This window comes from Aliirhizobium smilacinae (assembly GCF_006335145.1).
Classification (GTDB): Bacteria; Pseudomonadota; Alphaproteobacteria; order Rhizobiales; family Rhizobiaceae; genus Neorhizobium; species Neorhizobium smilacinae.
Map to the genome: position 1 here is coordinate 650,166 of NZ_VDMN01000002.1, position 23,601 is coordinate 673,766.

Genomic DNA, 23,601 nt, shown 5'->3' on the forward strand with positions numbered 1-23,601 from the left:
CAGATGAACCACGGAATAGATGCAGATTCTGACGCTGATAAAACGGCAGCGGATCGCCACGCGCGGCTGGAATTCATGACCTGGGAGCGCACGCCGGCCGAGGCCGACAGCCCAAGCCAGAGGGCGTTGAAGGAAAAGCTCGCGCAATCTGCCAATGCGCGGATCGCCGATACGGCCTATATCGCCGAGGATGCTCGCATCTTCACCTCGGCACTCACGGTCGGCAAACGGTCCTGGATCGCGGCACATGCCCTCATCCGCGGAGATTTTGAGCTTGGCACGAATTGTTCGGTCAATGCCTATGCTTGCATCTCGGGAAAGGTTCGCTGCGGAAACGGTGTTCGCATTGCGTCGCTTGCATCGATCGTCGGCTTCAATCACGGCTTTGACGATCCCAACACGCCGATCAACGATCAGCCGCACGAAATCAAGGGTATCGTCATCGGCGATGATGTCTGGATCGGTGCCAATGCGGTCATTCTCGACGGCGTGACGATTGGCAACGGTGCGGTGATCGCGGCAGGTGCCGTCGTTAACAAGGATGTAGCCCCGTTAGCGATCATGGCCGGCGTACCGGCAAAACTCGTCCGCCACCGTGGCGAAAAGCCCGCGGCTGCAAGGTCTCTTCGCAGCGAAGTCGAACAGGCGCTTCGCTCGATCAGCGAGATGGCCAAAAGCCAGTGGCGGGACGTTCTGAGCCATTATCGCCGGCCCGAAGGTTATCTCTCGGCCGACGCCAGCGGCGCGGTTTGCAGAAGTGCAAGGCATCAATGTGATGCGATAGAAATTGCTGCGGGCTTCGGCGAGCCTCCTTCCGGAGAAGAGGCGAAAGCGATCATCGATCGCCTTCGTTCGCTGCAGGATCCGCAGACAGGCCTCTTCCCCGATCCTTTTACGCCGCCCGATCCGTCCGCGCTCGTTCTGGACGATACCTTTTCGCTCTACAACGTCCTTGCCGTCGGTTACGCGCTGGAAATCCTCGGTGCCAGACCGAAATTCCCGATTGCGATCGCAGAGATGGATGCGGTCGCGCTTTGCGACTGGCTGGAGGCCTTGCCCTGGAAGCAACGCGCCTGGCGGTGTGGTGATCGCATCGATGGGATCGCTACGGCGCTCTATTTCAACGCGCGGTATTTCGAAAGCGGCAGGGGGCGGGAGGTCCTGTTTGGATGGCTCACAACCCATGTCGACCGTGCAACGGGTCTCTGGGGCCGTCCGACGGCGGAGCAGGGGCTTCTCCAGCCGATAAACGGCTTCTACCGTCTCTCGCGCGGTACTTACGGACAATTCGGTGTGCCGGTTCCCTATCCGGAAGCGGCGATCAATTCCGTTCTGTCTCACTACCGGAATTACCAGGGTTTTTCCGGCGATAGCTACACGGCCTGCAACCTTCTCGATACGATCCACCCGTTATGGCTTTGCCTCAAGCAGACGGATTTCATGCGTGTCCAATCGGAGGCTATCGCCGAAACCATCATCCTGCGCGCGCCGGAACGTTGGCAAGCCGGAACGGGCTTTGCGTTCGCGGATGGTCAGCAGGCGAGCTTGCAGGGAACGGAGATGTGGCTGTCGACGCTGCATCTCGCTGCAGATGTTCTGAACCTTACGGAACAGTTCGCCTTCGTTCCGCAAGGCGTACATCGCACACGCGCTGCCGGATTAGGCGTCTAGGGCGACCAGCGGCACTTGGGAATGGTTTAGCGCCAGACCATTTCGGTAGAACGACAAGACGGCAGATCGCTCCTCATTCGAGCATGACCATGTGGGACGCCACCTGTTCCTCGAAGAATTTCGAGAACGAGGCGATCCGTGGCGGCAGTGCCTGATAAGGCGGATAATAGAGCGTCAGCCAGAGTTCCGGCGGCGCCCATCCCTGCAAAACATGCACGAGGCGTCCTGTCCTCAAATGTTCGGCGATATGGAATCCGGGCAACATTGCAACACCGGCGCCATCCGCTGCCATATCCGCCAGAACCTCACCGCTATTGGCGCTGAAGCCGCGGCCGGCTGAGATCGTCATGCTCGACCCGCCATCCGACAGAACCCAGTTCTCCCGCCGGCTTTCGCCGCTATAGGCAAGGCAATCGTCCGGCGTCAATTCGCTCGGATGCTGCATGTCGACGAACCGGCTTCCGGGCGCTGCAACGAGAATGCGTGGCACGACACGGATCTTGCGCCAGATGGTGAACTTGTCGGATGGTTGAGACGAGATGCGGATTGCCAGATCGTAGTCATCGTCGACGATATTCACGAGCCCATCGGAAAGCGAGATCTCGAAGCTCATCTTCGGATAACGTTCCTTGAAGCCCGAGAGGATCGGGGGCAGGACGGCCTTGCCGAACCAGGTCGGCGCGCTGATCCGCAGGCGGCCCTCATCGGCCTTGTGGGCGTTCATCACTTCCCTGCGGGCGGTTTCAAGTGTCTCGATGGCAGGCTGGACCTGCGCGGCAAAGATTGCGCCGTCGGTCGTCAGCGAAACCTGCCGTGTGGTTCTGACGAAAAGCTGGACGCCGAGATCGTTTTCCAGTGCCGCGATGGCGCGAGTGACCGCCGCCGGCGTCATGTCGAGTTCGCGGGCGACCTGGGCGAAATTCCGCTTTTCTGCGGCGAGCAGAAAAATTCTGAGAGCTTTGTAGTCGTTCATCTCGATTGTTTCAAAAATTGCAATTCAATCAAAATTAATATTGCAATTCCGCATCTGGATCAATCCGCCTAAATCTCTCCCAACGAAACGGACCAGCCACGAAAGAAAGGCATTCAGATGATCAAGGATATCAAGGGACTGCACCACGTCACATCGATGGCGTCGGACGCCCGCCAGAATAACCGGTTCTTCACCGACACGCTCGGGCTGCGCCGCGTCAAGCAGACCGTAAACTTCGACGATCCCAGCGTCTACCACCTCTATTACGGTGACGAGAATGGTTCGGCCGGCACGGTGATGACCTATTTCCCGTTCCAGCACATGATGCTCGGTCGTCCGGGCGTGGGCGAAGTCGGCGAAACCCAGTTCTCGGTCCCGAAGGGCGCGCTGAAATTCTGGCAGGACCGCTTCGTCGCACAGGGCGTCGATGGTCTTGAGACCGATACGGTCTTTGGCGCCAACCGCCTGCGTTTCATGGGGCCGGATGGCGACGCGCTGGCACTGATCGAAGCGGCCGATGACAACCGCACGCCCTGGCTTGCAAACGGTATCCCCGACGATGCGGCGATCCGCGGTTTTGCCGGAGCACGCTTCAACCTGCACGACACCGCTGCCACGGAAGAACTGCTCGGCTTCATGGGCTACCAGCGCGCCGAGAAGGAAGGTGATGTGACCCGCTTCATCATTCCGGGCGGCAACGGGGCTGACACGATTGATGTGGCATCGCTTCCAAAAACGCCGTTCGCACGGCAAGGTGCCGGCTCGGTGCACCACATCGCTTTTGCCGTCGATAACCGCGAAAAGCAGCTCGAGGTACGCAAGGCCCTTATGGACACGGGATATCAGGTGACACCGGTGATCGACCGCGATTATTTCTGGGCGATCTACTTCCGCACGCCGGGCGGCGTGCTGTTCGAAATCGCCACGAATGAGCCGGGCTTCAATCGTGACGAGGATACCGCACATCTCGGTGAAGTCCTGAAACTGCCAAGCCAGTACGAGCCGTTCCGCGGTCGGATCGAAGCCAATCTCGAACCCTTGGCAGCCTGACGGCTCCATTCGGCCGGATGGTATAAATTAGAAGATTAAAGCGCTGCGTGTCCCAAAGACCGCGGCGCTTTAATGCCGATAGAGGGAGCGCCCATAACGCTGGGCGATATGGGCGTTGAACGCCAGTGCAACATGCGCGAGAAGCCGATCCCTTACATCATCCGCCATATCGAACAGCGGCATCAGTGCCGCGCCGATATCGCGGACTGTCCGGTCCTCGATCCCGCGGCAAATCGCAAGGTCGTCGACGCGGGGCTCACCGGCCTCGTCGGCAAGTTCCGCCAGATGAGAGCGTGGAATGTGAAAGACGAGTGCTTCGAAACTGCCACGGATTGCGATGCCGGCCCCCTGTTTCAGGCTGATCAGGCAGATCGAACCCTTTGGATAGAGCTTTAGCGGCGCTGGCGGCCGATCGGGCCAGATATCGCGGTGCTCGACGTCGATCAGATAAAGTACGACAAGAAACGCATCATCTGCGGGCAGGATAACGGGATGGTCGCCATCTTCGTAGTGACGCCAGAGATGGGTGATGGCAAGCTCCGCCCGGCGAAGCGGTCTGGTCATCAGGGACCGGGCATTTTCGGCCCCGAAATATTCCGCAATCTTCTCGCCTATAGGCAATGCTTCACTCACATGTGTCTCGCTTGTTCCTGCGTCTGCCTATATGGCCGCGCTGTGCAAAGCAGGTTCGGAAAAAATAGCCCCGATCAGCCGTTTCGACTTAAGCGGTATGGCGCAATCAATCATATTCGACAATCATGCGCGCGATAGAACGGAATAGACCAAATCTTCCAGCCATGGCATCAAAACGCATGTTTGCCTTGAGCGGTTGAAAGAGAAAGTAGTGCGCCTTGCTCCGTAAATCCATCGCCGGGACGAAATCTCCTGTCGGGCAGACAACCGATAGTTTCGGATGCCCTTTCGACAAGCTCTACAAGGATCAATCACTCCAGGGTGCGGATATTTCCTTTTTCCGTAAGGGAACACGCGACGATAGAATAGAGCAGGTGGTGACACCGGCCAGCGATCGCGGTTTTGCCATCGGCATATCGACACTTGCCGGTCACACACGCCGGATCTTCCACGAACGCCACGCGACCACCCATGTATTCGACGAGGATTCGCTTTATATCCGCAATCTTGCAGAGCCTTACAGGGCGGATCTCATCGGCGCCTTCGACATGCTTCTGCTTGAAATTTCTCCGGCGTCGTTGAACAAAATTGCCCAGGAAGCGGACTTTTCCGGCGTGACCATGCTGGAGGCACAAACCGCGTCGAAGGATCTCGTCCTCGCCAACCTCGTCCGCGCGCTCATACCGGCATTGGAACACCCCGAGGAGGCAAGCAAGCTGTTCGTCGATCAACTGGCGACAGCGATCGGAACCCATCTCGTTCAGCGCTACGGCGGCAAGATGCAGATATCCGCATTGCGGTCGAGAAAGCTGTCACGCTCGCACGAGGCCCTGGCAAAGAACCTTCTTCTCGAAAATCTGGACGGAGACATCTCGATCATGGACGTCTCGCGCGCATGCAATCTTTCGCGCGGCTATTTCATTCGTGCCTTTCGTGAAACGACGGGTGTGACGCCCTATCAATGGCTTCTCAACGAACGGATCACCCGTGCTCGTGAACTGCTGAAAGGCTCGGAAGTTTCGCTTTCCGAGGTGGCGATTTCCTGCGGCTTTGCCGATCAGAGCCATTTCACCCGGGTCTTTACCAACGTGGTTGGGACGACGCCGGGGCACTGGCGGCGCAACGCCTAGGCAAGGTCTATCGCCTGTTTTCATCTTCGCTGCGCTCGGTTTCGACACTGGCTGTCGCATGCCCGCTTTTGCCATTTGCCAAATCTAACGTTCCTTACGTCCAAAGCGCAGGACTTTAAGACAAGACCCCTGTCGTCATTTAAGCGATTTTCCGCAGCGCAACCGATGAGTATTTGGCTTCGGGCCAAAGACACGAGCTGTAGAAAAGGCGCGCTCCGATAATTTCGAAAATCGCAATTCATTCGCAATTAATATTGCAATTCCGTGAATTTAGAAATCGCTTTAGGTTTCTTTTCAGCAGCCAAGACGAACGAGAGTGGACGGAGCGGCAAAGCTCGAAAGGCTCCGGATACTCACGAACCTTCTGAGACGAGCGCCGACAACCCGGCGCGCGACCGGCAGGTGCTGCCCAATCAAAACCTGCCGCATCAGCGGTTCAACAAACGCCAAGAGGAACATGAAATGTCCAAGCTCGAAGTCCTGACCCCGAAGAACAGCCAGCTCATCTTCATCGACCAGCAGCCACAGATGGCCTTCGGCGTCCAGTCGATGGATCGCCAGGTTCTGAAAAACAATGTCGTCGGCCTTGCTAAGGCAGCCAAGATCTTCAACGTTCCGACCACCATCACCACGGTCGAGACGCTCTCCTTCTCGGGTCACACATTCCCGGAACTGCTCGCCGTCTTCCCCGAAAACGATATTCTCGAACGCACCTCGATGAATTCCTGGGACGACCAGAACGTTCGCGATGCGCTGGCAAAGAACGCCGCCGAAGGTCGCAAGAAGATCGTCGTCGCGGGCCTTTGGACCGAGGTCTGCAACACGACCTTCTCGCTTTCGGCTATGCACGATGTTCCCGACTATGAAATCTACATGGTCGCCGACGCGTCCGGCGGCACCACGGCGGATGCCCACAAATATGCGATGGACCGCATGGTTCAGGCCGGCGTGATCCCGGTCACCTGGCAGCAGGTTCTGCTCGAATGGCAGCGCGACTGGGCACATCGTGAAACCTATGACGCCGTCACCACGCTCGCCAAGGAACATTCTGGTGCCTACGGCATGGGCATCGACTACGCCTACACCATGGTTCACGACGCTGAAGAGCGTATCGCCCACGGCAAGCGTATCGGCCCCAATCCAGCCAAGTAAGACCTGACCGCGCCGCTTCGATAACCCCAATCGGAGCGGCTTTCCTGTCATCGAGGAGGTTTCTCATGAAAATCTATCTTCTGTCTCTTGGTGCCGGTCTGCTGGTCGGTCTCGTTTACAGCCTGCTTAACGTCCGCTCGCCGGCGCCACCGGTTATCGCGCTGGTGGGTCTTCTCGGCATTCTCGTCGGCGAGCAGATCATCCCGCTTGCGAAAACTCTCTGGAGCAAGGAGCCCGCTGCGATCTCGTGGATCAACCAGATCAAGCCGCACATGTTCGGCCATCTGCCCAAGGGCGGCCAGAACACAGCCGATCTCGCGGCCGGCTCAAAATCATCCGCAGAGGAGAAAGGTTGATGCCGACCCGTCGAACCCTTCTCGGCGCGGCTTCCAGCCTTGCCTTCCCCTCGCTCTTCTCGTCGGCCCGCGCTGCCGATCCCGTCAAAACCGGAGCCGATACAATGCATCCCGACATCATCCTCCACAACGGCCGGGTCACCACGCTCGATCGCGCCAATCCCAATGCCACGGCAATTGCCATCAAGGACGGCCTGTTCGCGGACGTCGGCACCGACGGCGAGGTCATGAGCCTTGCCGGTCCCGATACGAAGATCGTCGACCTCAAGGGCAAGCGTGTTCTGCCCGGTCTGATCGACAATCACACCCACGTCGTCCGCGGTGGCCTGAACTACAATATGGAACTGCGCTGGGATGGCGTTCGTTCGCTGGCCGACGCTATGGACATGCTGAAGCGGCAGGTGGCGATCACACCGGCACCGCAATGGGTGCGCGTCGTCGGCGGCTTTACCGAACACCAGTTCGCCGAAAAGCGCCTGCCGACGATCGAGGAGATCAATGCGATCGCCCCGGATACACCGGTCTTCCTGCTGCATCTCTATGACCGGGCGCTTCTCAACGGTGCCGCCCTGCGCGCCGTTGGTTATACGAAGGACACGCCGAACCCGCCGGGCGGCGAGATTACTCGCGACGTGAACGGCAATCCGACCGGCATGCTGCTTGCCAAGCCCAATGCCGGCATCCTCTATTCGACGCTTTCCAAAGGCCCGAAACTGCCTTTCGACTATCAGGTGAATTCCACCCGCCATTTCATGCGTGAACTCAATCGCCTTGGCATAACCGGTGTCATCGATGCGGGCGGCGGCAATCAGAATTATCCGGATGATTACCAAGTCATCCAGAAACTGTCGGACGAAAACCAGCTCACCGTCCGCCTCGCCTACAATCTCTTCACCCAGAAGCCGAAGGAAGAGAAGCAGGACTTTCTCGACTGGACATCCTCGGTCAAATACAAGCAGGGCAACGACTATTTCCGCCACAACGGTGCTGGCGAAATGCTCGTCTTCTCCGCTGCCGACTTCGAGGATTTCCGCCAGCCGCGGCCTGAAATGGCGCCGGAAATGGAAGGCGAACTGGAAGAGGTCGTCCGGGTTTTGGCCGAAAACCGCTGGCCCTGGCGCATGCACGCTACCTATGACGAAACCATCTCACGCTCGCTCGATGTGTTCGAAAAGGTGAACAAGGATATTCCGCTCGAAGGGCTGAACTGGTTCTTCGACCATGCCGAGACCATTTCGGACCGCTCGATCGACCGCATCGCAGCGCTGGGTGGCGGCATCGCCACCCAGCACCGCATGGCCTATCAGGGCGAATATTTCGTCGAGCGGTATGGCCACGGCGTTGCCGAAGCCACTCCGCCGATCCGTCGAATGCTGGACAAGGGCGTCAATGTTTCGGCTGGCACCGATGCCACCCGCGTCGCCTCCTATAATCCCTGGGTCTCGCTGTCGTGGATGGTCACCGGCAAGACAGTCGGCGGCATGCAGCTCTATCCGCGCGCCAACTGCCTCGACCGCGAGACGGCACTGCGCATGTGGACCGAAAAGGTCACCTGGTTCTCCAACGAGGAAGGCAAGAAGGGTCGAATCGAGAAAGGCCAGTTCGCCGATCTCGTCGTGCCGGACAAGGACTTCTTCAATTGCGCCGAAGACGAGATCTCGTTCCTCACCTCGGAACTCACCATGGTTGGCGGCAAGATCGTCTACGGCGCCGGTGATTTCAAAACGCTGGACGAAAACGACGTGCCGCCCGCCATGCCGGACTGGTCGCCGGTTCGCAAGTTCGGCGGTTATGCCGCCTGGGGTGAACCGGAAGGTGCGGGTCGCAACTCGCTGCGTCGTACGGCAATCGCGACATGCGGCTGCGCCAGTGATTGCGGCGTGCATGGACACGATCACGCCGGCGCCTGGACCTCGAAACTGCCGATCGCTGATCTGAAAGGCTTCTTCGGCGCCCTCGGATGCTCCTGCTGGGCGGTGTGAGGCTTTGCTACTCGTGGCAAGGTGGGCGTCTCAGAGCGTTCCATACAAAGCCGCAACCATATGAAACGTCGTCCTCGGGCTTGTCCCGAGGATCTGTTCACGTTGCAGATGCCCAGACGTCGCAGATGCTCGGGAAAAGCCCGAGCATGACGGCGGGGTTTGCAGATGCCTCGCAATTCGACCTCGGTCACCGGCAGTGAAACGGCGGGAAGACGTGAGATAATTGCGATATTCGCAATTATATAATAATAATTGATGCAATTGTTGGCGGCAATGTTTCCGGCCAATATCGCTCCATCAGCCGACACAACGCCGTTCGATCCGACCGGCCAAACCTTAGAGGAGCAGACATGACCGATCATTCTCCATCCACAGCGCGCGCGAGCACTGTGCTCGCCAGCGTCGTTGCCGCCCCGGTGACACGCACTGCAGCACTTCTTGCGCTCTGTGCAGCCTATATCCAGGGGCCGCTCACCAAGATTTTCGACTTCGGCGGCGCATTGGCCGAAATGGAGCATTTCGGTTTGCATCCTGCCGGTTTCTTCGCCGTTGCGGTTATCGCCTTTGAGCTTACCGCCTCCGCCATGGTCATATCCGGCTTTATGCGCTGGGCCGGTGCCCTGGCGCTTGCCGGTTTTACGCTTCTGGCAACCATCATTGCTCTTCGTTTCTGGGAAATGGTGCCCGGCATGGATCGCATGATGGCGACCAATGCCTTTTTCGAACATCTCGGCCTCGCCGGTGCATTCGTCATCGTCGCTGCAATCGATCTCACAAAGGGAGGGGCCAAATGAGCGCTTCAAAATCCTCCGGTGGCAGCTTTGCCCCGCTCGCTCAACCGGTCTTTGCAGTCCTTTGGGCCGCGACCGTGCTTGGCAATACCGGCAGCTTCATGCGTGATGTCGCCAGCTCCTGGCTGATGACGGATCTGTCCGCCTCGCCAGCGGCCGTCGCCATGGTTCAGGCGGCTGGCACGCTGCCGATCTTCCTGCTCGCCATTCCGGCGGGCGTGCTGACCGACATTCTCGACCGCCGCAAATTTCTCATTGCCGTGCAGGTCCTGCTGGCATCGGTCAGCCTCACACTGATGGCTCTTGCCCATACCGGCATGCTGTCGATCAGTTCTCTCATCGCCCTGACATTCGTCGGTGGCATCGGTGCAGCACTGATGGGGCCGACATGGCAGGCCATCGTTCCCGAGCTTGTGCCTCGACAGGATGTCAAAAGCGCCGTCGCGCTCAATTCGCTCGGTATCAATATTGCCCGATCGATCGGTCCCGCCGCCGGTGGTCTACTGCTTGCAGCGTTCGGCGCGGGTGTCACCTATGGTGCGGACGTCGCGAGCTATCTCTTCGTGATCGCGGCTCTGGTTTGGTGGCCACGAGCAAAGAACGCCAATGATGTATTGGCGGAAGGTTTCTTCGGCGCATTCCGGGCCGGTCTTCGTTACACCCGAGCCAGCCGTCCGTTGCATGTCGTGCTGGCCCGTGCAGCGATCTTTTTCGCTTTCGCCAGCGCCGTCTGGGCCTTGCTGCCGCTCGTCGCCCGGCAATTGCTTGGCGGTGACGCAAGCTTTTACGGCATCCTGCTCGGTGCTGTCGGGGCGGGAGCGATCGGTGGCGCACTGGTCATGCCGAAGCTGCGTACGCGCTTCGATTCGGATGGCCTGCTGCTCGGCGCAGCCGTCATCACGGCACTGGTCATGGGCGCACTGGCACTCGCCCCGCCGAAATGGGTTGCCATCATCGTTCTGCTTTTTCTCGGTGGCGCCTGGATCACCGCATTGACGACGCTTAACGGCGCAGCTCAAGCTGTCCTTCCCAACTGGGTGCGTGGCCGCGGACTTGCCGTCTACCTCACGGTTTTCAATGGCGCGATGACGGCCGGCAGCATCGGCTGGGGTGCTGTTGGTGAGGCCACAGGCATACAAGGAACACTGCTCATCGGCGCAGCCGGGCTGCTCGTTGCAGGCTTCATCATGCACCGCCTGAAACTGCCGACAGGTGACGCGGATATGGTTCCGTCCAACCATTGGCCAGAACCGCTTGTCGCAGAGCCCGTCGCCCATGACCGTGGCCCTGTCCTTATCCTCATCGAATACCATGTCGAAAAACACCATCGGACGGCCTTCCTGCACACACTCGACGAACTTTCCCAAGAGCGTCGCCGTGACGGTGCCTATGGCTGGGGTGTGACCGAGGACAGTGCCGATCCGGAAAAGCTGGTCGAATGGTTCATGGTCGAATCCTGGGCGGAACACCTGCGCCAGCACAAGCGGGTTTCCAATGCCGATGCCGATCTTCAGGGTAAGGTACTCGCCTATCACACTGGTCCTGAAAAGCCTGTCGTGCGCCACTTCCTGACCATCAACCGGCCGGGTGCCGCTTGAAGAAACGACGAGAGGCGGCATTTGTCGCCTCTCGGTATAATTTCATAAATCGCAATTAATTCGATAATATTGGTGCAATTGTTTGCGATGATATTTTTCGACAATATCTACTCATCAGATCCGCATACCCTGGCTTTCAAGCAGAGACGGACACCCCGGAGTTCACGATGACCAATACCATCTTCCCCATCACGCGCCGCGGCGCTCTGCTTTCCGGAGCCGCAGCCGCTGCAACTCTTGCAATTCCAGCCTCGTTCACCCTCTCAGCCGATGCTGCGTCCACCAAGCACCCCACAGAAGGAAACAAGACCATGAGCACGATCACCACCCAGGACGGCGTCGAAATCTTCTTTAAGGACTGGGGTCCGAAGGACGCACAGCCGATCGTTTTCCACCACGGCTGGCCGCTGTCGTCGGATGACTGGGATGCCCAGATGCTGTTTTTCCTCTCCAAGGGCTTTCGCGTCGTCGCCCATGACCGTCGTGGCCACGGCCGCTCGGCTCAGGTTTCGGAAGGTCACGACATGGACCATTACGCCGCCGACGCCTTTGCCGTCGTCGAGCATCTTGACCTGAAGAACGCCGTCCATATCGGCCACTCCACCGGCGGCGGCGAGGTTGCCCGCTATGTTGCAAAATACGGTCAGCCTGCCGGCCGCGTCGCCAAGGCGGTTCTTGTGTCCGCCGTCCCGCCGTTGATGCTGAAGACCGCCACCAATCCGGGCGGTCTGCCTATGGAAGTCTTCGACGGTATCCGCAAGGGCGTCGCTGAAAACCGCGCGCAGCTTTTCGTCGATTTCCCGACAGGCCCGTTCTACGGTTTCAACCGCGAAGGCGCGAAGGTTTATCCGGGCGTGATCCAGAATTGGTGGCGCCAGGGCATGATGGGCAGCGCCAAGGCCCATTACGAAGGCATCAAGGCCTTTTCCGAAACCGACCAAACCGAAGACCTGAAGGCGATCACCGTACCGGTTCTCGTCATGCATGGCGATGACGACCAGGTGGTGCCGATCGACAATGCAGGCAGGCTTTCCGTCAAGTTGGTGAAGAACGGTACGTTGAAGGTTTATGCCGGTTACCCGCATGGCATGCTGACGACCCATGCGGACGTCCTGAATGCCGATCTGCTGGCCTTCATCCAGGGCTGAACCGTCTGATTTTTGAATAGCGGGCTGCGGCGGGATATGCCGCAGCCCGTTTTTGTTATCCGTACCGGATGGACTGGCGGACGATTTGTTCCTGTTTATGACAACGATCAATCTCTTCAGGCTCTCGATGCTTTAGCCATGATTTCAATGCCGTCGCCTTCGTCGTCTGCGACCGAAATCAAACGCCTATGCGAAAGAGCACTGGTCCCTCATGTCCCTTCCTCCCAGCTTCCGTCAGGTTCGTGCCTTCCTGTCTCTTGTGCAGCATCTGAAGTTCACGCGTGCTGCACAGGAACTGAATGTGTCGCAGCCGACATTGACGGTGCAGATCAACCAGCTCGAGGAACAGTTGGGCATCAAGCTTTTCGATCGCAACAAACGGCGGGTCGAACTGACACCAGCAGGGCGCAATATCCTGCCGCTTATGGAGCGGCTTGCCATCAACATGGACGACATCCTGCTTGCCGCATCGGACCTGACCTATGCCCGAAGGGGGATCGTCAAGATCGCCGCCTTGCCGTCTGTCGCCGCGAGCTTTCTGCCGCGTGCAATCATGGTTTTCCGGCAGCAGAACCCAGGTATCGAGATCAATGTCTGGGATGTCGTCGGCGAAGATATCATCAAGCTTGTGAAGGCCGAGGAGGTCGATTTCGGCATCGGGACGCGCATCAGTTCGGACAGAAGCATCAAGGTCGAGGATTATGTATCCGACAGCCTCTGCGCGTTTTTCCCCGTCGGCCATCCCCTGGCCAACGCGCCGCCGGTCCTGCAGATCAGTGACTTTGCTCCCTATCCGCTTGTCCTGACACGAAAGAACAGCACCGTTCGGGTGCTTTTCGAGCGTTCGATGGATCGCGAAGGCTGCGAAGTCAGCGTGGCGATGGAAGCCAACTACATGTCGACGGCGCTCAGCATGGTGCGGGCAGGGGTCGGTGTCGCAATCCTTCCCACCTCTGCCGTCGAAGCCGGCAACATGACGGGCCTTGCCTACAAGCTTGTCGAAGCTCCCTGGTTCAATCGCCGGGTCGGCATCATCCGCAAGGCCGACCATTCGCTTCAACCGGTCGCCCAGCGCTTCATCGAAACGATGCACAGCATGCCGGATCTTCGCAGCGACGAGAGTTTTAAATCGGCCCGTCGGCTCGACACGGTGCCGGCAAGAGTGGCGGGACCGGGAATGGGAAAACAGGATGGTCTTCCTGCATCTTTTCCCGGAGGAATGGCTCGAACCGATAAGGTGGCCTTAGCCCCGATGGAATAGCTTTCGACAGGCGCATGGCAGAGGGGGCGATGGAACGCCTCTTAATCGGCGGCGATTGCCTCGATCTCAAGCAGCCAGTTGGGGTCATAGACATCCGTAATGATGGTCGAGAGCGCGATAAGGTGCTCGCCCATCACTTCGAAGCGGACCTTGGCATTGATATCGCGATCCTCATAGCGCTTCAGGAACGTCGTCACCTTGACCAGGTTCGAAAGGCCCATGCCTGCCGCTTCGAGCTGTGCAATGACATTGGCCCAGCAAAGCCTTGCCTGCTCCTCGAAAACCGCGGGAACGCTGCCGTCTCTTCCGGCCGGAATCTGTCCGCTGATGAACAGCAAGCTGCTGTGGCCGGAAAGGGCAATGGCCTGGGAATAGCGTCGATGCAGGGATTGTGGTGCATTCTCGGCGTTGACGGGTTCGATCTTCAGCTCTTTGGTCATGCGAAACTTCCTTCCTCGTTGAGCCGTGATGCGCGCACATGGCATGCGGCCCGTTCCTGCTTGCCGGCCGCGACGAGCGGTGGCGGCACGCGCCGGCAAATCTCCTCAGCCAGCGGACAGCGGGTGACGAAGGAGCAACCTGCCGGTGGATTGGCCGGGCTCGGCAGATCCCCAGTCAGGACGATCCTCCTGCGGGCTCTTTGCGCGACGGGATCGGGCAAGGGAACGGCAGAGAGAAGCGCTTCCGTATAGGGATGTACCGGCCGCGCAAAAACCGTTTCGGTCGGCCCGGTCTCGACCAGTTTTCCCAGATACATCACCGCCACGCGATCGGCGAAATGACGCACGACGGAGAGATCGTGACTGATGAACAGGTAGGAGAGTCCAAAGCGCCTTTGCAGATCGAGCAGAAGGTTGAGGATCTGCGATCGGATCGAGACGTCGAGTGCCGAAACCGGCTCATCGAGGATCAGCAGTTTCGGTTGCAACGCCAGAGCCCTTGCGATGACGATCCGCTGGCGCTGGCCACCGGAAAAGGCGTTCGGCCGGCGCTCGGCATGCTGCGGATGCAGGCCGACAAGCGAAAGCAGTTCCGCCACCCGCTCGGCACGCTCTTTCGCATCGCCCACGCCATGAATGGCAAGCGGTTCGGCAATGCTGTCGCCGATCGACATTTTCGGATTGAGCGCGGCGACCGGATCCTGGAAGACGGTCTGGATGTCGCGGGAAAGGCGGATGCGTGTCTGGCGTTCGCCATGCCTTACGTCTTCGCCAGCAAAGGAGATGACACCGGCGGTGGGAATCTGCATGCCGAGAACGGCAGCGCCGAGCGTGGACTTTCCGCAGCCGCTTTCGCCGACCAGCGCCATGCTTTCGCCGGGCGCAATATCGAAATCGACGCCATCGACAGCCTTCACATAACGGACGTCACGGCTCCAGATGCCCCTGCTGATGGGAAAGTGGACCTTGAGACCGCGGACGGAGAGGAGTGGAGCCATCAGACGAGCGCCTCCACGCGATCGCTGTGCCAGCAGGCGGCACGGCCGATATCGGGCCTTGGCGAAAGTGCCGGCTGTTCGCTCAGGCACCTGTCGCCGGCCACGGGACAGCGCGGATTGAAGCGACATCCGGCCGGCCATGATCCGATGTCCGGCACCATGCCCTCGATAACGGGCAGTTCAGTTTTGGCCGCGCCATCGAGGCGGGGAATGGTGGAGAGAAGAAGCCGCGTATAGGGATGGCGCTGGCCGGCAAAGATGGCATCGACCGGCGCCTCCTCGACGATGCGGCCGGAATACATCACGGCAACCCGATCCGCCATGTCGGCAACAACGCCCATGTCGTGGGTGATCAGCAGGATGGCCGTGCCCGTCTCCTCCCGCAGCCGTTTCATCAGCTCGAGAATCTGTGCCTGGATCGTCACGTCGAGCGCCGTCGTCGGCTCGTCGGCGATCAGGAGTTTTGGCCGACAGATCAGCGCCATGGCGATCATCGCCCGCTGGCACATGCCGCCGGAAAGCTCGAATGGATATTGCCGGTAACGCAGCTGCGGCTCGGGAATACCCACTTCCGCCAGCATGTCGATGGCGGCGGCTTTGGCCTCGCGGGAGGATGCACCGCGGTGGATGATCAGGCTTTCCTCGATCTGCTTGCCGATCGGCATCAGTGGATTGAGCGAGGCGACCGGCTCCTGGAAGATCATCGCGAGTTCCGCGCCGCGCAACTGCCGGCGCCGCTCCTCGCTGATGCTGACAAGATCGGATCCGCCAAGCTCCACCCGGCCTTTATCGATCCTCGCCACTTTCGGAAGAAGCCCCATCACGGCAAATGCCGTCATCGATTTGCCGCAGCCGGATTCCCCCACCAGCGAGACGATCTCCCCTGCATGGATGGAAAGCGAAACGCCGTCGACCACCGTATTGCCTCGGATCGAGACGGAAAGATCGCTGACGGCCAGGACAGGTCCCGTCATCGTTTCTCCTCGCCAGTCGCTGCCCACGGGTGGTTTGGATGCGCCATGGCGACGAATTCATCGCCATCTCGCATCACGGCCGAGGGAATGGCGAAATTGACGGGATAGAGCGTGTCCTCGACGATCTCGACGGGAAATTCGCCGGAAAGCCTGTTGGCGACGTCTGCACGGGCACGGCGATCGACCACGATCGTGACGCCGCTCGCGTCGATCCGCGGGCTCATGAACGCATCTTCCAGCGAAAGCCCGAAACAGGCCACGTAAGACAGAAGCTGAACGACGGCGGGCATGATCTGCCGACCGCCTGCCGCACCCAGCGCCATATAGGGCTTGCCGTCGCGCGTCGCGATGATCGGGCACATATTGGCGAGCGGCCGCACACCCGGCGCGATCGAATTGGGCTGGCCCTTGCGGGGGTCGAACCACATCATGCCGTTGTTCATCAGGAAACCGGTCTGCGGCAGCAAGACTTTCGAGCCGAAGCGGGACAGGAGCGTATTGGTGAGCGACACCATCGTGCCGCTGGCATCGACGATGCTGATATGGGTCGTGCAGCTACCTCCGCCGGCATGGCCGAGGCTGCGCAGGCGATGTTCCGATGCCCGGCGCAGCGCCCGCGCAAACGCCAGCGAACTGGTGCCGGACAGTGGATCTTCCGTCGGCAATGTCTTGTCGAGTTCGGAAATCGCGTCGATCATCGTCGGACCGCCGGACAGGCCGCCCATGGCGTAGATGTCGAGGCCGCGATAGCCATGCTTCAGCGGTTCCAGCCACCGCGGGTGGTAGCTGGAAAGATCGTCGTCTCCGATGCGGGAGCCACCAGCTTGAAGATCCGCAACAATCTTCCGGGCCGTTTCGCCCTCGTAGAAATCCCGTGCTCCGGCTTTCGCCAGCCGCTCCAGCGTTGCCGCCTTAGCGGGCATCGGGAGATAGGCCTGCACGCCGCGCTCGGGCGCCCGAGGGGGGCGGCCATCGACGAGAAAGATGGATGACGATGCCGGAAAACGCGACAGGCCGGCAGCATCGATCGCCAGCGCCAGCACAGTGAACCAATCGAGTTGCGTGCCGCGATGCGCGTGCTCGATTGCCGGCTGGAGAGCCTCTTCCCAGGTCAGGGTTCCGAATTTTTCAAGCGCTTCCGAAAGCCCCGCAATCGCACCCGGCGTGCAGATGGACGAATAGCCGATGAGATTGCGGTCGCCGGCAACCGACGGCCAGTCGAACCAGTCGCCATCGCGCCCGGCGGCCAGCGGATAATCTTCCGGGTCTAGCATTGACGCGGATTTCACGTTGAAATCGAGCGTATCGACGACACCGGTTGCGCCGTCCGCCCTGAGCAGAAATCCGCCGCCGCCGATGCCGGAAAGCCAGGGTTCGACAATGCTGAGCACCAGGGCCGTGACGACTGCCGCATCAACGGCATTGCCACCGCGCGAAAGCACTGCGGCTCCCGCCTCCGCGGCAAGCCGGTTCTGGCAGGCGATCAGTCCGTGGCGGCTGCGGGTCTCGCCCTTGCGAATGGTCCAGCTCTCTTTCATGCGTTCTTTCCAAATCGCCGCGAGGCGATCGCCTGCGGTATTTTTGCCTCGACGGCGAAGCGGTTGCGATTGGCGGAGCCCTGATGAAAACGGGCGATCTCGTCAGCGGTCGCGACCCAGGCTGTCGGCTCGTCTGCAATTTCCTGCAGAAGGTCTTCGAGAAGCGCGATGCGCTGTGCGCGTCCGGAAATCCAGTCATGTATGGTCAGGGTGAAAAGACCGCCGAAACGGTGCAGGGTACGCCACTCCGATTTCCAGTCCTCCAGCACCATACGCCCGGATTGCATCGGAAACCGATCCCGGCCACCGCCCTCGAACTTGAAGAAGATCGCATCGTCGGTGGCCCATTGGACCGGAATTTCCGTCACGCCCTCGATCTCGTAAGGGTGGTCGAAGCCGGAGAGCGAGCTGTCATAGGCAAGGCCTAACCGCTTCACCTCGGACAACATGTGCGGCGTCATCTCCCAGGCCGGCGACCGGAAGCCGCTTGGTCGCTTTCCTGTCTGCGCGATGAAGAGTTCCAGGCTCGCCTCAAGCGCGCCAGTGAACTCCGCATCGGAGATTTCCGAAACGATCTCGTGGAAATAGCCATGCAGGCCGATCTCGTGTCCAGCGTCCAGCAGCGCCGGCAACATGTCCGGGTGCTGTTCGGCCACGTGGCCGGGCACATAAAAGCTGGCCTTGAAGTCGAAACGGGCAAAAAGCTCGACCAGACGCCAGAGGCCGGTGCGTGGACCGAAATTGCGGATTTCGTGGGTGCCGAGCCGCTCCGGTGCGCTGTCTCCCTGAGACCAAAGGAACGGAGAATTCGCATCGACATCGACGGAGAGCAGCACCGCAGACTGTTTGCCCTCCGGCCAGGTATAGGCGGGGAAGGCGGATAGTGGTGCGGTCGGATCTGGCTTCTGGTCTGGCATAGCTTCGTCCCCGGCCTTAGAGAGCTTTCTTCTTGTCCTGATAGACGGCGAGCGAGCCGATCGAATTGCCGCCATCGACGGCAAGGGTCGCGCCGGTGATGTAGGACGCCGCGGATGACGACAGGAACAGCACGGCATTCGACACGTCGTCGCTGCTCGAGGCACGGCCGAGCGGAATGGCGTCGGTCACCGTCTTGATATGTTCCTTGCTCAGGGTGCTGACGTTGCTGCCGGCGGCAAAACCCGGCTCGACGATATTGACGCGAATGCCGTATTCGGCGAGCTCGATGGCAAATCCCTTGGTCAGCCGATCGAGCGCGGTCTTGGAGGTCGAGTAGGTCACGGCGGTGCGCCGCATCTTGCGGGCAGCACCCGAGGAGATGTTGACGATCGATCCCTTCACGCTCTTTTCGACCATCTGCCGGGCAAACAATTTCGACAGGTAGAAAGGCGCCCTGAGGTTCACGCCCATGATCGCGTCGAAGTCTTCGATCTCCATATCGAGCAGAAAGCCGGAGGGGTAGATCCCGGCATTGTTGACGAGAATGTCCGGCGCACCCCAGCGGCTGGCAATTTCGGTGGCAAACCGTTCCATATCCGGCGAACTCATCAGGTTCGTCGTGATGCCGAAGGCCTGATCTCCGTAGCTCCCGACGGTCGCGGCAAGTGCCTCCGCCCGGTGGTCGGTGAGGCAGAGTTTTGCGCCGGCTTCGGCGAAGGCCTTTGTAATCCAGCCGCCGATAATGCCGCAGGCGCCGGTAACGATGACCTTCTTGCCGGCAAATTCATTGTTGAAATCCATGTCGGGATTACCTTGCTTTCGGATCGAGGCGATCACGCACGTGGTCGCCGATCAGGTTGATCGATAAAACGAGAAGAAAAAGCGCGAGCCCCGGAAAGGTGGCGATCCACCAGGCGGTGGCCACATAGTTGCGGCCGGTTGAGAGCATGGCGCCCCAGCTCGCCATCGGCGGCTGAACGCCCAGGCCGAGAAAGGAAAGCCCGGCTTCGAACAGCACCATCAGGCCGAATTCGAGCGTCGCGACGACCGCAAGTGAACCGGCGATATTCGGCAGTACATGGCGGCCGAGAAGCCTTATCCAGCTGGCTCCCATGAAGTGGGAAAGCCGCACATAGGGCATGTTGGCGACCGAAAGGGTCTGGCCGTAGGCAACGCGCGCATAACGCGGCCAGCGCGTGAGCGCCAGAACGATGACGACATTGACGAGGCCCGGACCGAGCACGGCGACGGTGATGATTGCGAAGAGGATCGCCGGCACCGACAGCACGATGTCGACCAGCCGCATGATGACGATCTCGACCCAGCCGCGATAAAAGGCCGCGACCATGCCCAATATGCTGCCAAGCGTGCCGGACAGGAGAACCGAGGAGAAGGCAACAAACAGCGAAATCCGCGCGCCGTAGATCAAGCGGCTCAAAACATCTCGCCCGAGTTCGTCTGAACCAAGGATATAGGTGACACCACGCGAGACGGTGCCGGGTGCTTTCAGCCGGGCAAGCAGGTTCTGCGTATTGGGATCGACCGGTGCCACCAGCGGTGCGGCCACCGCCAGCAGCACCATCACCGCGACGATTAGCAGGAAGGGCATGGCCGTCCAGGGAATATCGAAGGACCGAGCCGATTTCGCCGGGGTGACGGGTTGCGGTTGGGCGCTCATGAGCCGGCTCCCATGCGGATGCGCGGATCAATCAGGCTGTAAAGCAGATCGGCGATGAGGTTGAGGCCGATCGCGGTGATTGCGCCCAGCAGGACCACACCCTGGACAACCATGAAATCGCGGGCGGTAATCGCCTGTATGGTCAATTGTCCGAGCCCCGGCCAGGCAAACACCGTCTCGACGATGACCGCGCCTGCCAGGAGATTGGCAATTTCCAGCGCTGAGACCGTCACAACCGGGATCGAGGCATTGCGCAGCAGGTGGCGAAAGATGATGCGGCGCATCGGCAGGCCTTTGGCGTGGCCGGTGCGGACATAATCCTTTTCCAGTTCGTCGAGCACGGCCGTCCTCGCGACGCGGGCAAAGGTCGCCATGGATAACAGGCCGAGCGCGATCGAGGGCATGACGATGCTCGATATCTGACGCGCCCCCGATGGCGGCGCCCAGCCGAGCCAGACGCCGAAGACCATGATCATCAGGATGGCGCTCCAGAACGTCGGCATGGACTGCCCGGCAAGCACCAAACCCGAAAGCACCCGTGCGATCGGCTTGCCGCGGCGGATCGCCAGCGTGATGCCGATCGGAATGCCGATACCGAAGGCGACCACGAGAGCGCCTCCGGCCAGCATCAGCGTGTAGGGCAGGCGGGTCCGGATCAGTTCGGCAACGGGGATGTTCTGGACATAACTGCGGCCGAAATCGAAGAGCAGCAGGTTGCCGATATATTCGAGATACTGAACAACGACCGGCCGATCGAAGCCGAGCGCGATCCTCATCCTGTCGATATCCGCCTGCGATGCATCCATCGGCACCAGCAGCAGAACCGGGTCACCCGCCAGCCGCTGCAGGAAAAAGATCAGCGTCATCACGCCGAATATGGCGATCAGCGCTTGGAAAAGACGCTTGGCAAAAAAGATGGGCACTTGGTTTCCCGTTGGGTTTCCCGCTGGTTGGGAGGGCTGCGATCCGGCGATTGCGGATCGCAGCCGGCTTCCGTCAGTCGTTCCAGGACATACGGTTCAGGAACATGCTTTCGTTGGCGGTCGGCTGCCATTGAAGGTTCTTGGCGCCACCGTAGAGAACGGCGGCTTCATAAAGCGGTACCATCGGAACGTCGTCCGCAACGAATTTGGCCACGCCGTTATAAGCCTGCTGGCGTTCCTTGTCGTCGAGCGTATTGCGTGCCTGGACGAGCAGCGCGTCGATCTTCGGATCGCGAAGCGACGACCAGGAGCTCGAGGAATGCAGAAGCGGGAAGAGCACGCCATCGACATCCTGGCAGGCGCATGACCAGCGGCCGAAGGCGAGGTTCGCCTGCTGCGCCGGTTCGCTCTGGGCACGCTTCAGATAGGCGGCCATGTCGGTCAGCTGGATCTCGACGGTGAAGCCGACGTCGGAAAGCATCTGCGCCAGAGCCTGAACGATGCGCTGGTCGAAGACCGGCGAGGTGGCAAACGACAGCTTGGTCTTGCCGGCTCCGGTTTCCTCAACGATCTTCTTGGCGGCTTCCGGGTCGAAGGCCACGTTCTTGATGTCCGGCACGTAGCCGAAATAGGTGTCGTTCGCCATCTGCGATGCCGGCTTGTCGAAGCCGCCGAGCAGGCCTTCGACGATGCCCTGCTTGTCGATTGCCATGGCAACGGCCTGCCGCACCTTTGCATTGTCGAGCGGCGGCAGCGTCGGGTTGAGTTTCAGATAGGCGATGCGCTCGGTCAGGGCGCTCAGCACCTTGGCTGAAGCGCTGCTTTCGAGCTGCTTGGCCTGATCGGAATCGAGCGTCACGATAAGGTCGGCATTGCCGGCCTGGAGATCGGCAAGACGGGTTGCCGCATCGGGAACGGCGCGGAACTCGACCTTTTCGAACGGTCCCTTGTCGCCCCAGTAATCGGCATTTCGCGCAAGGGCGACCAGCGAGCCGCGGTCCCAGCGATCGAACTTGTATGGGCCCGAGCCAACCGGCGCAGCATTGAAGGCGTCGTCACCGGCTTTCTCGACGGCATGTTTCGGCACGATCGACAATTTCACCAACTGCGCCAGCAGCACCGGATAAGGCCCGTCCGTCGTGATGGTGACTTCATTCTCGCCGGTAACCGCGGCGGACTTGATCTTGTTGAACTGGCTGATCTGGGGGCTCTTGAAAGCCGGGTCGATAATTCGCGTGACGGAGAAGGCAACGTCTTCTGCTGTCAGCTTCTCGCCGTCATGAAACTTCACATCACTGCGGAGCTTGAAGACGACTTCGGAAGGCGATTTGTAGTCCCAGCTCGTCGCGATCTGGGGCGCGATCTTGCCGTCATCGTTACGGGTGATCAGATTGTCGAAGACATTGCGGTAGACGTAATAGCTGTCCGGATTCCACTGCTTCTGCGGGTCGAGCGAGGACGGCTCGTTGACCAGATCGACGACGAAGAGGTCTTTGGCGCTCGCAGTGCCGCCGAGGAAAGTCGCGCTGCCGAGAGTGGCGGCAAGCAAAAGTACCGAAGTAATACGTCTCAAACCTGGCATTGTCAGTTCGTCCTTATTCGTTCCTGGTTCGGTTGAATATCGTTTGTCTCCGCCTTGGCCTTCCCGGTCCGCTTGCGGCGAACAACCGGTTCATTGAGGACGGCGGAGGATTCTAGAAAACGTGCTGCAAGATAGGCTTCCAGTTGGTCGGTCGCGGCTGCAAGATGCGCCTTGGCGCCTTCGCTGTCGTCGGCAAGCAGGCAGGCGCCGAGGGCTGCGCGGTCCGCGCCCTTCAATTTCACCGTGCTGCGTGCCTCGAAGAAAGTGACGAGCCGGGCAGAGCGATCCCAAAGATCGAAAAGCCAGCCACTGACCGTCGGCATGTTGAGCCGGACTGCCAGAAGCGAAAACAGGTCGCGTTCGGCGCGCCGCAGCGTCGCCTGCAGATCGAGCGACGGATCGCTTCGGCCATGCAATGCGGCATACATGTCGCTCAGCTTCGCCACATGCGCCTTGTCAGCGTCCGTCAGCTTCACATCCGCAAGTATCCCTTCCATATGCCGACGTGCCGCGACGACTTCGCGGATTTCACCGGCGGAAACCTGCGATACCTGCCAGCCGCTTCTGGGCGCTGCGGTCACCAGTCCGCTTGCCTGCAGGCGCTGCAGCGCCGTGCGGACTGCACCACGACCGATGGCGAACTCGTCGCAAAGCCGGGCTTCCGAAAGCACTTCACCGGGCTTCAATACGCAATGCACGATTGCGCTGCGCAACGTATGTTCGGCGGAAAGACCTTTGCCGAGACCGGGTATCGGCGATGAATAGGCATCGTTATCGAGCATTCTGGCATCTCAACTGCATAAAT

The 23,601-nt window shown here is 60.0% G+C and carries 22 protein-coding genes; 10 read left to right on the plus strand and 12 right to left on the minus strand.

Annotated features, from left to right (window positions below; all coding sequences use genetic code 11):
* Positions 1–3 precede the first annotated feature (3 nt).
* Positions 4–1,671 (plus strand): acyltransferase, encoded by a 1,668-nt coding sequence (locus tag FHP24_RS13750; RefSeq protein ID WP_139676748.1) that lies wholly within the window; start codon positions 4–6, stop codon positions 1,669–1,671.
* A gap of 73 nt (positions 1,672–1,744) precedes the next feature.
* On the opposite strand, the gene FHP24_RS13755 is transcribed toward FHP24_RS13750, so the two are convergent.
* On the minus strand, positions 1,745–2,644 hold the full coding sequence (locus tag FHP24_RS13755) for a LysR family transcriptional regulator (protein WP_139676749.1): 900 nt from the start codon (positions 2,642–2,644) through the stop codon (positions 1,745–1,747).
* Positions 2,645–2,761: 117 nt separating this feature from the next.
* Between FHP24_RS13755 and FHP24_RS13760 the strand changes: the two genes are divergently transcribed.
* Positions 2,762–3,694 (plus strand): VOC family protein, encoded by a 933-nt coding sequence (locus FHP24_RS13760; RefSeq protein WP_139676750.1) that lies wholly within the window; start codon positions 2,762–2,764, stop codon positions 3,692–3,694.
* Positions 3,695–3,763: 69 nt separating this feature from the next.
* Here FHP24_RS13760 and FHP24_RS13765 read toward each other — a convergent pair whose 3' ends face one another.
* Positions 3,764–4,327 carry a hypothetical protein gene (locus tag FHP24_RS13765; protein ID WP_139676751.1) on the minus strand — a complete coding sequence of 188 codons (564 nt, stop codon included), beginning with the start codon at positions 4,325–4,327 and terminating at the stop codon, positions 3,764–3,766.
* A gap of 218 nt (positions 4,328–4,545) precedes the next feature.
* Here FHP24_RS13765 and FHP24_RS13770 point away from each other — a divergent pair, with 218 nt between their 5' ends.
* From FHP24_RS13770 to FHP24_RS13805, 8 genes are all read left to right on the plus strand, one after another.
* Complete coding sequence (locus FHP24_RS13770) at positions 4,546–5,457, plus strand: helix-turn-helix domain-containing protein (RefSeq protein WP_246091743.1); 912 nt, start codon at positions 4,546–4,548, stop codon at positions 5,455–5,457.
* Between the two features lie 462 nt (positions 5,458–5,919).
* A complete protein-coding gene (locus tag FHP24_RS13775; protein WP_139676752.1) occupies positions 5,920–6,609 on the plus strand; it encodes a hydrolase in 690 nt (229 codons plus the stop codon).
* Positions 6,610–6,674: 65 nt separating this feature from the next.
* Positions 6,675–6,965: a XapX domain-containing protein gene (locus FHP24_RS13780; RefSeq protein WP_139676753.1), complete on the plus strand. Its 291-nt coding sequence runs from the start codon at positions 6,675–6,677 to the stop codon at positions 6,963–6,965.
* Entirely contained in the window at positions 6,965–8,947 is a 1,983-nt protein-coding gene (locus FHP24_RS13785; protein WP_139676754.1) for an amidohydrolase, read from the plus strand. Before FHP24_RS13780 ends, FHP24_RS13785 begins: the two co-directional genes overlap by 1 nt.
* 350 nt (positions 8,948–9,297) lie before the next feature.
* Positions 9,298–9,741: a DoxX family protein gene (locus FHP24_RS13790; RefSeq protein WP_139676755.1), complete on the plus strand. Its 444-nt coding sequence runs from the start codon at positions 9,298–9,300 to the stop codon at positions 9,739–9,741.
* On the plus strand, positions 9,738–11,336 hold the full coding sequence (locus FHP24_RS13795; RefSeq protein ID WP_139676756.1) for an MFS transporter: 1,599 nt from the start codon (positions 9,738–9,740) through the stop codon (positions 11,334–11,336). The genes FHP24_RS13790 and FHP24_RS13795 overlap by 4 nt, the downstream gene beginning before the upstream one ends.
* Positions 11,337–11,647: 311 nt before the next feature.
* On the plus strand, positions 11,648–12,484 hold the full coding sequence (locus FHP24_RS13800; protein WP_394344623.1) for an alpha/beta fold hydrolase: 837 nt from the start codon (positions 11,648–11,650) through the stop codon (positions 12,482–12,484).
* Between the two features lie 211 nt (positions 12,485–12,695).
* Positions 12,696–13,745: a LysR family transcriptional regulator gene (locus FHP24_RS13805; protein ID WP_139676758.1), complete on the plus strand. Its 1,050-nt coding sequence runs from the start codon at positions 12,696–12,698 to the stop codon at positions 13,743–13,745.
* Between the two features lie 41 nt (positions 13,746–13,786).
* On the opposite strand, the gene FHP24_RS13810 is transcribed toward FHP24_RS13805, so the two are convergent.
* The 10 genes from FHP24_RS13810 to FHP24_RS13855 all read right to left on the minus strand — a co-directional run bounded on the left by FHP24_RS13810 (position 13,787) and on the right by FHP24_RS13855 (position 23,578).
* Entirely contained in the window at positions 13,787–14,185 is a 399-nt protein-coding gene (locus FHP24_RS13810) for a RidA family protein (protein WP_210237830.1), read from the minus strand.
* Positions 14,182–15,186 (minus strand): ABC transporter ATP-binding protein, encoded by a 1,005-nt coding sequence (locus FHP24_RS13815; RefSeq protein WP_180356007.1) that lies wholly within the window; start codon positions 15,184–15,186, stop codon positions 14,182–14,184. Before FHP24_RS13815 ends, FHP24_RS13810 begins: the two co-directional genes overlap by 4 nt.
* Positions 15,183–16,157, minus strand: a complete 975-nt coding sequence (locus tag FHP24_RS13820; RefSeq protein ID WP_139676760.1) for an ABC transporter ATP-binding protein — start codon at positions 16,155–16,157, stop codon at positions 15,183–15,185. Before FHP24_RS13820 ends, FHP24_RS13815 begins: the two co-directional genes overlap by 4 nt.
* Entirely contained in the window at positions 16,154–17,695 is a 1,542-nt protein-coding gene (locus tag FHP24_RS13825; RefSeq protein ID WP_139676761.1) for a gamma-glutamyltransferase family protein, read from the minus strand. The genes FHP24_RS13820 and FHP24_RS13825 overlap by 4 nt, the downstream gene beginning before the upstream one ends.
* A complete protein-coding gene (locus tag FHP24_RS13830) occupies positions 17,692–18,612 on the minus strand; it encodes a polysaccharide deacetylase family protein (protein WP_139676762.1) in 921 nt (306 codons plus the stop codon). The genes FHP24_RS13825 and FHP24_RS13830 overlap by 4 nt, the downstream gene beginning before the upstream one ends.
* A gap of 16 nt (positions 18,613–18,628) precedes the next feature.
* Positions 18,629–19,414 carry an SDR family NAD(P)-dependent oxidoreductase gene (locus FHP24_RS13835; RefSeq protein ID WP_139676763.1) on the minus strand — a complete coding sequence of 262 codons (786 nt, stop codon included), beginning with the start codon at positions 19,412–19,414 and terminating at the stop codon, positions 18,629–18,631.
* A 7-nt stretch (positions 19,415–19,421) separates the two neighbouring features.
* Positions 19,422–20,222 (minus strand): ABC transporter permease, encoded by an 801-nt coding sequence (locus FHP24_RS13840; RefSeq protein WP_139676982.1) that lies wholly within the window; start codon positions 20,220–20,222, stop codon positions 19,422–19,424.
* Between the two features lie 65 nt (positions 20,223–20,287).
* Positions 20,288–21,214: an ABC transporter permease gene (locus tag FHP24_RS13845; RefSeq protein WP_139676764.1), complete on the minus strand. Its 927-nt coding sequence runs from the start codon at positions 21,212–21,214 to the stop codon at positions 20,288–20,290.
* A gap of 73 nt (positions 21,215–21,287) precedes the next feature.
* Complete coding sequence (locus tag FHP24_RS13850) at positions 21,288–22,796, minus strand: ABC transporter substrate-binding protein (RefSeq protein ID WP_139676765.1); 1,509 nt, start codon at positions 22,794–22,796, stop codon at positions 21,288–21,290.
* Positions 22,797–22,798: 2 nt separating this feature from the next.
* Complete coding sequence (locus tag FHP24_RS13855; RefSeq protein ID WP_139676766.1) at positions 22,799–23,578, minus strand: GntR family transcriptional regulator; 780 nt, start codon at positions 23,576–23,578, stop codon at positions 22,799–22,801.
* Between the last annotated feature and the right edge of the window lie 23 nt (positions 23,579–23,601).